The organism is Mangrovimonas sp. ST2L15 (assembly GCF_001280515.1).
Lineage (GTDB): Bacteria > Bacteroidota > Bacteroidia > Flavobacteriales > Flavobacteriaceae > Mangrovimonas > Mangrovimonas futianensis.
Map to the genome: position 1 here is coordinate 624,023 of NZ_LBIQ01000030.1, position 11,962 is coordinate 635,984.

Genomic DNA, 11,962 nt, shown 5'->3' on the forward strand with positions numbered 1-11,962 from the left:
AGGTCTTAAAAAAAAGCATTAATCATGAAAGCTATTTTTGTAGCTACAAATTTTTCTGAAACATCAGACAATGCTGTCCTCTATTCGGCATCTTTGGCACAATTGTTTCAAGCTAAGCTTGTACTATTCAATTCCTTTAAATTGCCTGTACACGCCGCAAATACTTGGTTGACGGTAGAAGCGATGGAGAAATTGATAGAAAAGAATAGAGCTAAGTTAAAGGAACAAGCCGAGGATCTTTCCAAAGCGTTCAAGATTCAGGTTGAATATGACTGCCAATATATAGACTGGGAACGTGAGGTAGACACTTTAATGAATAACCATGGTGCACGATTATTGGTTATGGGAATGTCGGCTAAATCCATGGAACAGAATTTACTTGGCAACCCGACAACCACATTGATCAGTATGAAAAAATTCCCTGTTCTAGCTGTACCCATAGGTGCCAAATTTAAGGGAATTGACAAGATCCTTTTTGCATGCGATTTAATGCAGGCGATTCCACTTAGAACATTAGCACGGTTAAAGGAAATTGCCGAACAGCTCAAATCGCAAGTAACCATGTTCTATGTTGAAAAGAAAGTCAACGAGTTACAGGCAGAGAATCCTATTTTTGAGCATATTGAAAAAGGCTTGGAAAATGTAGTCCATGTTTATAAGAAAGTAAATTCTGATACGGTTATTAAGGAAATTGAAAAAGAAATCCTGGAATCCGATTCAGATCTGCTCGTAATGATTCCAAAGAAATATGGTTTTTGGGAGTCTATTGTGCATAAAAGTAAAACAAGGGTCATGGCTTCGGGGCTTAATATTCCGTTGCTATCTATTCCTGTAGATTAAATTTTAAGAGTAAGTTTTATTTGAAATGACCACAAAGCAAGATGTTTTAGAATGCTCTATTTCCAACTTTACCAAGTTTGGAAGTAAACGGTTCACTATGGATGAGCTTGCCACTACTCTTGGTATTTCAAAAAAAACTATTTATAAATTCTATTCAAGTAAAGAGGATCTAGTAATTGCTAGTGTAAAGTATTTAATTGATGACTATAATCAGGTAGTCGATGAAATAATAAGTCAATGTCCGGATCCTCTTTTTTGTATTCTTAAGATTTACGAAAAGGGGTTTGAGCGTTTGTCATATTTTAAACCATCTTTCATCTTTGGTTTAAAAAAATACTACCCTTTGGCTAATAAATTGTTTGATGAATTCAGACACCGATTCGTAAGAGAAAAAGTTTATAGTTTGTTAGTCAAAGCCCAAGAACAAGGTCTCTTGGTAGATGAGGTCAACTTAAACCTTTTCTGCGATTTGTATTTTAACAGGATTGAGGAAATCGCTTTTTTACATGATAATTTGTTTCAAAGATATTCTTCACATGAGCTTCTAGATCATTTCATTGTTTACAGCTTAAGAGGAATTACTAAGACCACTTATGTGTTTCCTAAACTGAAATAAGTTAATTTTACAGCATGAGAAAAGATATTGAAATCCCGAAGGTAGAAGGGGTATTTTGTGCTGCTGTCAATGAATTTAATCAAGTTCACAGAACCCAAGATTGGAACGTATATTTAATCAATGATAAAGATGTGCCTTTGGAAATGGTTTTAATTGTTTCCAGGGGATATTCGGCTGACAAGGAAACTTCTCTTATGAGGCATAAGTTGGAACAGTTGCCAGCAAAAAGTTATGCTAAGGTTGAGTTTTTACATGAGGATGTTTTAACCTTGAACAATGAATTTAAGGTGACTTTCTTTGAAGGGAATACTATGTTTGAAAAGACGTTCTTATTTCGACCCAATACTATCAACTTAAAGGCACTACAACCAATACCTTTAATGCAGGAAAAAGGTGTTGTGGTAAAGTAGAAAGATCTAAATAAAAAGAAACAAAGCCTCAAAATAAATTGAGGCTTTTGTTTTTCAATCTATTAAGATAAATGGTTATTTAAGATTTTAGCCCACTTTTGCGCCATAGGATATTCATTTCCCAATTGCGCGTTGAAATTTTCGCTGTACAGGATAAAATCTGCTAGCTTTTTTTCGTGTGTTTTATGTTTAAAACTAAGTTCTACTTGGGTTATAATTTCCTTTTTATCTTGCCCAGAACGTATCGTTTTAGATTGGGTATGGGCATAGCATTCGACTACGTGTTTTAAATCTACTTCATTTTCCAATGCTACTTCATCATTTTTTTTAACAAAGAAAGCCATTTGGTTGACTTCATCGAGGCCTATGGCATAATCACCACATTGTTCCACAGTTGAAATCTGGCATTGGCGATTTTGAGCCATTTGGTTTAAAGTGTTTATAACGTGTTTTTTCTTTTTATTGCTTCCTACTTGTACGGCTACAAAAGGGAATATACATATACTAACTATGATGGAACCCAATAGGGTACTTGCTACATCCATTTTTTATAAAATTTAAATTTGAAATAAGTTGAATATGGTCTTGTTGTTAAAGACCGCTAAATTTTTTAAAAATGGGATGCATTACCAATGGTAATGAAAGGGGAAAATGATTTGTGAAACCCCAAGAAAAATTTGAGGCTCTTCATTATGTAGTGTAAAGGTACTACTGCAAGCAGGGGTATAATTCTGTAAATGAAATGGCAAATACCCAAAATAATGGGAAGAATCGGTATCAAAAATGACCTCTAAATCTGTTCCAAAAGTGGGAGCATATTCAAGAGGTTCAGAATGATTAAGGATACAATTATCATTTGTGGATACATCAGCCTTGTTCCCGTGGTTCAATTGGAATTCAGAAGACAAGCTTTCACAAGCTATTTCCTTGTTTAATGAAAACCCAACAAGCGAGAGAAAAAAGAAAAATCCAAAAATGTAAACTAACTTTTTCACAGAACAAATGTACATGATATTCATGTTAAGTTTTTGCAAAAAATAGGGGTCATGGGCATTTTTTTTCAAAAAATCTTCTTGAAATGATTCCAAATTAAAGCATTAGAAGATTAAGAAAACGTTATAGTTATCAATAAGTTAACTCTTATTTTAAAGACTTAATATGACTTTTTTCATGTTTATTTTTACATATGTCGTATACCTTTGATATGTAATTAAACAAGTAATGCCGTTTAAGTCACGGGAAGAGCTTGTAACCTGGGAATTATTAAGGGTAAATTTTGTATTTGACACTTAGATCGTTCTCAGCAACTAGATGAGATTATAATTAGTAACAATAAAAAATTAAGAAAATGGGAACTTTAGTAGAAGCCGAAAGAAACCTAGAAAAATATGGTTTGAAAGACACGGTAGTTCATTGGAATTTAAGCCCTGAATCCCTTCAAAAAATAACCGTTGAAAAAGGGATGGGGCAGGAAACTGCAAATGGCACCCTAGCCGTTAATACAGGAAAATTTACAGGGCGTTCACCTCAAGATAGATTTTTGGTACAAGACGAGTATACCAAAGATAAAATCTGGTGGGGAAAAATAAACAAACCTATTTCTCCTGAGAATTTCAACAAATTAAAAGACGAAGTCGTTGAATACCTTTCTGGTAAAGAAATCTATGCTAGAGATGGGTATGTGTGTGCCGATCCAGAGTACAAATTAAATGTTAGAACTGTTACAGAATTTCCTTGGTCAAACTTGTTTGTCAACAACATGTTTTTAAGACTTTCTGAAGAAGAACTTGAAACATTTGAGGAAGATTGGTTGGTGCTTTGTGCTCCTGGCTACGTAGCTCCAGATCCAGAGGCTGTTGGATTAAGACAAGGAAACTTCTCAATTATCAATTTTACAGATAAAATTGCATTAGTTGGAGGTTCAGCCTATACTGGTGAGATGAAAAAAGGAATATTTACAGCCTTGAACTTGATTCTTCCAGTAGAAAGAAACGTATTGCCTATGCACTGTTCTGCTAATGTGGGTGAAGAAGGTGATACAGCCATTTTCTTCGGATTATCTGGAACAGGAAAAACAACCCTTTCTGCAGACCCTAACAGAAAATTGATTGGTGATGATGAACATGGTTGGACAGCCAACAACTCAATCTTCAATTTTGAAGGAGGTTGTTATGCCAAAGTTATTGACTTAACAGAAGAAAAAGAACCAGATATCTTCAGAGCAATCAGACCTGGAGCTTTACTTGAGAATGTTATCATAAATAATGGAGAAGTAGACTTTGAAGACAGCACCATTACTCAAAATACACGTGTAAGTTATCCAATCGAACATATAGATAACATTCAAGTTCCTTCTTATGCTGATAATCCTAAGAACATATTCTTCTTGACTTGTGATGCTTTTGGTGTGTTGCCTCCAGTATCTAAATTGACTCCTGGTCAAGCAGCTTATCACTTTATCTCTGGTTATACCGCTAAAGTAGCTGGTACTGAAGCTGGAATTACTGAGCCTGTACCTTCATTCTCTGCTTGTTTTGGAGCACCATTCATGCCATTGCACCCTACTGCATACGCTGAAATGTTAAGCGCTAAAATGCAAGAAGCAGGCGTAAATGTTTGGTTGATCAACACTGGATGGAGCGGTGGCCCTTATGGAGTTGGTTCTAGAATCAAGTTGAAATATACAAGAGCTATGATTTCTGCCATCCTTAATGGAGAATTAGATAATGTAGACTTCGAACAACATCCAATTTTCGGATTGTTCATGCCGAAGTATTGCCCAGGAGTTCCAACTGAAATTTTGGATCCGATGAATACTTGGTTGCAAAAAGGAGCTTACATCAGTAAAGCAATTGGATTAGCACATTCATTCCATTTGAATTTTGAAAAATTTGCTAGTCAAGCTTCCGCACAAATTATGGAAGGTGGACCGCTTATTGATGAACACCATCAATTAGCTGACACGATATAAAACAATTTTTAGTTATTAATTATTGAAGTGCCTGCCTAATCTTCAGATTTTGGAAAACTTACTGAAGATTTAGGCAGGTTTTTATTTTTACACCTGGAGGTTAGAATATAATGCCTAAATGGGGAGTTCCAAAACTGGAATCCGTCAGAGTTAAATAAAAAATAAAGCGATTTTAATCCAGTTTATCTACAAGCTTACTGAATACCTTTTTGGTTTCTTTCCCTTCATATAAAACGGCATATACGGCATCAATGATAGGAAGTCTGGTTTTCTTTTTATTATTTTCATTGAGAAGATGAGCGCTTTTGGTCGCATAATAACCTTCGGCTACCATATTCATTTCCATCATGGCACTTTTTACAGTATAACCTTTCCCAATCATGTTTCCAAACATGCGGTTTCTGGAAAAAGTAGAATAGCCGGTTACCAATAAATCCCCTAAGTAAGCTGAGTTATTGATGTTTCGTTTCATCTTGTGCATTTTCTTGATAAAACGTTTCATTTCCCTAATGGCATTACTCATCAAAACACTCTGGAAATTGTCTCCATATCCCAGGCCATGAGCAATACCAGCAGCAATAGCATAAATGTTTTTTAGCATGACAGCATATTCTAATCCTATGACATCATCACTGATTTTGGTTTTGATGTATTCGCTAGAAAGTTTACTGGCAATTTCTTTGGCTTTTTTTGAATCGGCACAGGAAATGGTCAAATAAGAAAGACGCTCTAGAGCAACCTCTTCAGCATGACACGGTCCAGCAATAACAGCAATGTTTTCAAAAGGAATGTGATAGATATCGTGAAAATGTTCACCAACCAACAAACCAGATTCAGGAATAATTCCCTTAACGGCAGAAACAATCGTTTTATTGGAAATATCCACCGTTAGTTTTTCAAGTTCAGACTGCATAAAAGCAGAAGGGACTACAAAGATAAGAACATCGGCATAGGTAGCCATTTCATTGATGTCATTGCTTAATTTCAGCATGGAAACATCAAATTCTACAGAGCTTAAATAACTGGGATTATGCTCTTCCTTCAGTAAGTGTTCTTTGATATAAACACTTCTCATATACCATCCAACTTCATTTAAATTTTCGCACAACATTTTTACAATGGCTGTTGCCCAACTGCCTGCCCCAAAAACGGCATATTTAAGTGGTTTTTCCATAAAAGGATTTCAAATATCAATAACTTAATCAAAAGTACATAAAATTAAAGTGTTTAAAAAAGCAGAACAGCAAGGAGTAGGTTTTTTATGAATATTCTAATGGAAAGAGGGTTTGGGTGTAATTATGGAGTGCGTTTTTGAGAGAACTTTTTCTAGCTGAAAAATAAGTTGGTAATTTGTCTTTTGATCCTTTGTATATCGTTTATAATAAGTATTTTTAAAGGGTCAAATACATTCATTTCAATCCAATAAGTTGACTTATTTAAACTTCAAAACATCCCTAGTTAAGCTATTCGTCATTGCTTTTATTTTGCTATTGAATTCCTGTAAAGAAAAAGCAACTTATGAACCAGTTACTGAAGATACCGTGTTTTTATCAACCAAAGAACTTCCAGATAGTTTGTTTGTTGGCGACAGCAATTGTAAAACGTGTCATCAAAAAGAATATGCAGACTGGCAAGGATCACATCATGATAAGGCTATGGAATTGGCTAATGCTAAATCGGTTTTGGCACCTTTTGAAGGAGAAGAGTTCACGAGTTTTGAGGTCACTTCACGGTTTTATAAAAAGGACGGTGACTTTTACGTGAATACCGAAGGCCCAGAAGGCACTTATGAAGATTACAAGATCATTTACACTTTTGGAGTAACGCCTTTACAGCAATATATCGTCCAGTTTCCCGATGGGAAGTTTCAATGCCTGAGTACGGCTTGGGATACTGAAAAAGAAGTATGGTTTAATTTATATCCAGACTTTAAAGTAGTGCATTCTGAATGGTTGCATTGGAGCAATAAGGGACTTAATTGGAACACCATGTGCTCGGATTGTCATTCAACCAATGTGAAGAAGAATTATCATTTGCAAACAGATAGTTATAATACCCAATACGCCCTTATTAATGTGAGCTGTGAAGCTTGTCACGGACCAGGTAGGGAACACGTTGAAGAGGCTAGTCGTCTAGGGGACAAATACAAGCCAAAAGGAAATATGCGTATGACTTTGTCAACGCCACCAAAACAGTTGGTTGATGAATGTGCAAGATGTCATATGAGAAGGGAACAATTTACCAATTCCTTTAATTATGAAGGAACCATGTTAGATCATTATTTTCCGCAATTGTTAGAAGAGCCTTTCTACTTCCCAGATGGCCAAATTTTGGATGAGGATTATGTCTATGCCTCATTTACCCAAAGTAAAATGTATAAAAACAATATTGCGTGTAATAATTGTCATAATTCACACTCCTTAGAGTTGAAGTTTGAAGGTAACATGTTATGCGCCCAATGTCATGCAGCGGCAACTTATGATTCGCCATTACATCACAAACACGAAACCAATACAGAAGGTTCCAAATGTATCAATTGCCATATGACAGGAAGGTTTTATATGGGAAATGATTTTAGAAGAGATCATAGTTTTAGAGTCCCTAGACCTGACCAGAGTTTAAAATATGGAACGCCAAATGCCTGTGTGGATTGCCATACTGATAAGGACAACGAATGGGCTTGGAAAGAGTTTCAAAATTTATATGGGGAAGTGGATTCCATCCATTTTTCAGACAAATTGATTCCAGGTGTTTTGGGTCATGCTAATGCAGAGCATGGATTGTTGGATTTGATTAAAGACACCTCTGAGAATGAATTGGTGCGAGCCTCGGCAGTTAAAGCCTTAGGGCATTATGAGTTGGACCCTTTAATCAGAGAGTATTTAAATTGGCTGAATGATGCTTCACCCATGGTACGTGGGGCAACGTTAGATGTGTTGAGCAACATCAATAATGCAGACTATGCCAATTATTTCTTGCCGTTGTTGAATGATAAGAAAAGATCGGTAAGGGTTAAGGCGTTTTATGCTTTGGCCACCTTAGATGCGTCACAAGTCCCTGCAGAATATTTAGAGAGCTATAAAAAGGTGGAAGAAGAATTTTTTGGATACCTAGATGTGACTTCAGATTTTGTGGGCGGGTTGGCCAAAAGGGCTAATTACAATATTAAGAAGGGAAACATTCAGGAAGCTATTTCCTATTATGAGAAAGCCATTGAAGTAGATAATTTGGATAACCGTTTAAGATATACCTTAGCCAATTTATACTACAACGTTCAAGCATATGAGAAGGCTGAACAAACATTTAGGGCCATCACAGAACGGGAGCCCGATTTCGGGCCTACCTATTATTCGCTAGCGCTTTTGTATGCTGAGTTGGGTAGAACGGATGATGCCATAAGGGAGATGAATACCGCGATTATAAAAATGCCAGAGAACATTAGAACCTATTACAATTTGAGCTTGCTTTTTGACCAAAAGGGAGATAAGGGAAATGCTGAAACAACGCTTATAAAAGGGTTAAAAATGGATCCTAACAATGCAGATTTATTGTATGCCCTAGCATTTCATTATTCAAAATATAAGGAAATGAACAAGGCTTTAAACATTGCCGAAAAGCTCATGCGCCTATATCCCAATAATCCGCAATATTCTAACTTTTACAGGCAATTACAAAGCAATTAACGGGTTCATGGTTTAGATTAAACCAACCTTGAAATAGCCTTCTTAAATCTCCGGTAAGGTTTTTTGGCACGTAATTTGGTTTCTTTTAAGAGTAGAACTTTTAAAAGCGAAGGATTATGAAAAAAATAAAACTACTTTTTGTTGCAGCCTTCTTGATGTTGTTTGCAACTTCTTGCCATCATGAAGAGATTATTGTAGAATATCAACCAGGTCCTTCACAGAATGCTTCCTTGGAGCAATTGTTGAGGTCTTATGAACTTTGGTATGTCGATATCAATCAAACTGTGGGGTATGGTGAAACACCTTTTTTACAAATAGCCTTTACGTTATCATTTAGAGATGGTGTCTTGTTTGCTAATAATAATTTGGTTGGCTTTGGAAGCCAAGGTAACGGATTTGGAATACCAGTTGGGGACTATGAGACAAGCCAGATGATTTTGGATGTATATCACGATATTGATGGTTTTCAGACCTATGATGTTTACCAAATAGATAGCAATACCATTGAATTGTATAACCCTAATAATGACACATCCTATTTTTTAAATGGGTATCAAAGAAGCAACTTCGATTACAATTTTATCTTCTATGATAACATCCATTATTTTCTGCAAGAGTATGAGGCTTGGGAAAAGACTTATACCAGTAACTATGGTGCTATTAATGAATTTGACAACGAGAATTTTCTTCAGTTTTTAGCTGGAGGTAACGATAGCACTTTTAGAAGCTCTCAGGATCCTGTGGGATCCAACCCAAATTATTTGTATTGGGACTATACTGGAGTTTATGGAGTAGGCGATGTTTCCAACAACATGTACCTTAAAAAGCTTGTCTTGGATTATGATTATTTTGCCAATGAATATTTTGATTTGAGTGTACTTAATGATCAAACCATTGAGTTGTACCACCCAGCATCAGGAACCGTTTACGAATTTAAAGGAAGAGGGTACATTCAATATATGAAATCGGCAGAAGGCAAACAGACCAAAGAGCCTAAACAAAGAAAACGAACCTCTAAAATGAAGGACAACCCAAGGACTTCTTCAAGGGTTTAAATGCTGATACATATAATTATTTGAAAACCCAGATCATAAGGTCTGGGTTTTGTGTAATATAAAAGGTTAAATAAATGTTTAAATAGCTGGTTTTAATTGGATTTGGATTAAAATTTAAGGAATTTAGTATCTAACATTAACACTAAATTTTAAAACTATGGGATTATTTTCATTTATAAAAGAGGCAGGAGCCAAGGTATTTGGAACAAGTAAACCAGCTGTTGATGATGCCGCTGATGCTGCTGCAGCCAAAAAAAGGGTTGAAGAAGCCGCCGCTAGTCAGCTAGAGGAAACCATTCAAGACCTATCACTTCAGGTTGATGGTTTAAAAATTGATATTTCTGGGGATACTGCCACCATTACTGGTGCGGCCTATGATCAAAAAACAAAGGAAAAAGTAGTGCTTGTAGTGGGGAATACCAGTGGTATTGCTGTGGTAGATGATCAAATGACGGTCACCAATCCAGAGCCAGAAGCGCAATTTTATACAGTTGAAAAAGGAGATACGCTAAGTAAAATAGCTAAAGAATATTATGGGAATGCCATGAAATACCCTGTTATATTTGAGGCCAATAAACCTATGCTGAAAGATGCCAATTTAATCTATCCAGGACAAGTGTTACGTATTCCAGCTTTAGATTAGAGATCTTTTTAAATAAACTAAAAAGCCCAATCAAAATGATTGGGCTTTAATATTTTTAGGAGTTGAAAGTAACACTCAAGGAAATGGGAACCGCCTTTAAGGCCTTAGATACAGGGCATCCGACTTTGGCTTTTTCAGCTAGTTCTTTAAACTGACTTTCGTCCATATTGGGTACCTTACCTTTTAGATCCAAATTAATTTGTGTAAAGGCATAACCTTCATCTTGCTGTTCCATGGTAATGGTGGCATCCACATCCAGTTCGTCTGCGACAAATCCAGCCTCCTGAATTTGAAAACTTAGAGCCATGGCAAAGCATCCCGCATGTGCTGCTGCAATCAATTCTTCAGGATTGGTTCCTGCCTTTCCATCTTCATTCTCAAAGCGTGCTTTGGTACTGTATGGGGTTTTGTTTAAAACATGACTTGGACCTGTCAAATATCCGCTTCCATCTATTCCTTTGCCTTTCCAAATGGCATTTGCTTTTCTCTTCATTTTTAGTATTAGTTTAATGGTTATTCACTAAAGTTAAAGCAATGAGTAGACAATGCTAGTTAAAGAAGTTTTAAAGTTTAGATTTAGATGAAATAGTATGGTCATAGATATTTTATGTCCTATTCCTCTTTTTTATTCTTTCAATTCCAAAGTGATACAAACAGATAATTGTCAAAACGACTATGATTTTTCCTAATAAACCGGCAATTAAATACCCTGTTTCCATTTCAAATGGACTATTCAGCGTCCAGCTACTCGGAAGATAGTCTCGATGCAGTGAGGTCACAAGAATTACGAAACGCTCGAATGTAACAACAAACAAGAGGCCGATAATGACTCGAAAAATTAAGTATTTATTGATAAATTTTATTCGATATGCTTGGGTAAGTAAGAACCAAAATATGGGTTGTGCCCAAATGGCGAAAGCATATTTTCCTGTCAACCTGTTGTGGTAGTCGTCTTTTTCAATACCATGTTGCAATTCCAAATAGTAAATCCAAATGTCAAGTAACCATAAAGCAAACCAAACAAATCCGAGGTAAATGATTAATTGTACGGCGCTATTATCAAATTTGGGAAGGAAGGTTTGATCCTTCATGAAAGTTTTCAAAAGAAAGTAGAGGATGGAATAAAACCCAAACCCAACAAAGAGATCGATCCGTATAAAGTCGGTAATAAATCTTATAATGTCTCCCATGGCTTAGGCTTTTACTACATGAGTAAATTGAGGGGTTAATTTAAATTTAAAACGACAATTATTGAAATTCCAATTAGAGCGATTAGTAAGGAGAGAAAATTCATTTTCAATTTCTCGCTTTTATCAATTCCATAGACTAGAGTACAATTTTCTCTGCTATTCATTAATCCAATACATACTAGTAATACTATAAATATCCCTGAAATAATTACAATACTTCCTTCTCTATCAATACTAGAAGTGAAAATGGCATAAATGAATAGTATAATCCAGAAAAAGTAAGTAGATAAAATAAGTGACCAACCAATTTTATTATCCAAGAAAATTCCAATAAAGGGAATTAGCAAAATTAGAGAAGACCTTAAAATGGTAGTGGTAAATATTATTTTTAAACACCCAATAATTCCGCCTGGATCATCTATCGAATAATAGTACTCTAATAATTGATTGATATCACGTATAAATATAATGATGGCAATGATGAAGATAGGAGCTTTTATAAAAAAATAGAGTCTTGGCTTATTTGTTTCTTCCAAAAGGTTTAAATTTTTGAA

13 protein-coding genes are annotated in these 11,962 nt (G+C 35.5%); 7 read left to right on the forward strand and 6 right to left on the reverse strand.

Annotation, left to right across the window (positions count from 1 at the left end; genetic code table 11):
* Positions 1–24 precede the first annotated feature (24 nt).
* From ZA07_RS06650 to ZA07_RS06660, 3 genes are read left to right on the forward strand one after another with little or no spacing between them, the layout of a single operon-like run.
* Positions 25–840 (forward strand): universal stress protein, encoded by an 816-nt coding sequence (locus ZA07_RS06650; protein WP_053970934.1) that lies wholly within the window; start codon positions 25–27, stop codon positions 838–840.
* Positions 841–865: 25 nt separating this feature from the next.
* Positions 866–1,456, forward strand: coding sequence for a TetR/AcrR family transcriptional regulator (locus tag ZA07_RS06655; protein WP_053970935.1), 591 nt, complete (start codon positions 866–868; stop codon positions 1,454–1,456).
* 14 nt (positions 1,457–1,470) lie between these two features.
* Positions 1,471–1,866, forward strand: coding sequence for a hypothetical protein (locus ZA07_RS06660; RefSeq protein WP_053970936.1), 396 nt, complete (start codon positions 1,471–1,473; stop codon positions 1,864–1,866).
* A 62-nt stretch (positions 1,867–1,928) separates the two neighbouring features.
* Here ZA07_RS06660 and ZA07_RS06665 read toward each other — a convergent pair whose 3' ends face one another.
* Positions 1,929–2,411: a hypothetical protein gene (locus ZA07_RS06665; protein ID WP_053970937.1), complete on the reverse strand. Its 483-nt coding sequence runs from the start codon at positions 2,409–2,411 to the stop codon at positions 1,929–1,931.
* An 81-nt stretch (positions 2,412–2,492) separates the two neighbouring features.
* Positions 2,493–2,885 carry a hypothetical protein gene (locus ZA07_RS06670; RefSeq protein ID WP_157492080.1) on the reverse strand — a complete coding sequence of 131 codons (393 nt, stop codon included), beginning with the start codon at positions 2,883–2,885 and terminating at the stop codon, positions 2,493–2,495.
* Between the two features lie 329 nt (positions 2,886–3,214).
* On the opposite strand from ZA07_RS06670, the gene pckA reads away from it, so the two are divergent.
* Positions 3,215–4,837: a phosphoenolpyruvate carboxykinase (ATP) gene (gene pckA, locus ZA07_RS06675; protein WP_053970939.1), complete on the forward strand. Its 1,623-nt coding sequence runs from the start codon at positions 3,215–3,217 to the stop codon at positions 4,835–4,837.
* Between the two features lie 172 nt (positions 4,838–5,009).
* Here the strand turns inward: pckA and ZA07_RS06680 are convergent, their stop codons facing one another.
* Entirely contained in the window at positions 5,010–6,011 is a 1,002-nt protein-coding gene (locus ZA07_RS06680; RefSeq protein ID WP_053970940.1) for an NAD(P)H-dependent glycerol-3-phosphate dehydrogenase, read from the reverse strand.
* Between the two features lie 253 nt (positions 6,012–6,264).
* Between ZA07_RS06680 and ZA07_RS06685 the strand changes: the two genes are divergently transcribed.
* The 3 genes from ZA07_RS06685 (at position 6,265) to lysM (ending at position 10,218) form a co-directional block, all read left to right on the forward strand.
* Complete coding sequence (locus tag ZA07_RS06685; protein ID WP_053970941.1) at positions 6,265–8,520, forward strand: tetratricopeptide repeat protein; 2,256 nt, start codon at positions 6,265–6,267, stop codon at positions 8,518–8,520.
* Between the two features lie 116 nt (positions 8,521–8,636).
* Positions 8,637–9,575 (forward strand): hypothetical protein, encoded by a 939-nt coding sequence (locus ZA07_RS06690; protein ID WP_053970942.1) that lies wholly within the window; start codon positions 8,637–8,639, stop codon positions 9,573–9,575.
* A gap of 157 nt (positions 9,576–9,732) precedes the next feature.
* Positions 9,733–10,218, forward strand: a complete 486-nt coding sequence (gene lysM, locus ZA07_RS06695) for a peptidoglycan-binding protein LysM (protein WP_053970943.1) — start codon at positions 9,733–9,735, stop codon at positions 10,216–10,218.
* 55 nt (positions 10,219–10,273) lie between these two features.
* On the opposite strand, the gene ZA07_RS06700 is transcribed toward lysM, so the two are convergent.
* The 3 genes from ZA07_RS06700 to ZA07_RS06710 form a co-directional block, all read right to left on the reverse strand.
* Positions 10,274–10,711, reverse strand: coding sequence for an OsmC family protein (locus tag ZA07_RS06700; protein ID WP_053970944.1), 438 nt, complete (start codon positions 10,709–10,711; stop codon positions 10,274–10,276).
* A 112-nt stretch (positions 10,712–10,823) separates the two neighbouring features.
* The gene (locus ZA07_RS06705; RefSeq protein ID WP_157492081.1) at positions 10,824–11,408 is read right to left on the reverse strand and encodes a hypothetical protein; all 585 of its coding nucleotides are present in this window, start codon (positions 11,406–11,408) and stop codon (positions 10,824–10,826) included.
* Between the two features lie 35 nt (positions 11,409–11,443).
* A complete protein-coding gene (locus tag ZA07_RS06710; RefSeq protein ID WP_053970946.1) occupies positions 11,444–11,944 on the reverse strand; it encodes a hypothetical protein in 501 nt (166 codons plus the stop codon).
* Positions 11,945–11,962 lie beyond the last annotated feature (18 nt).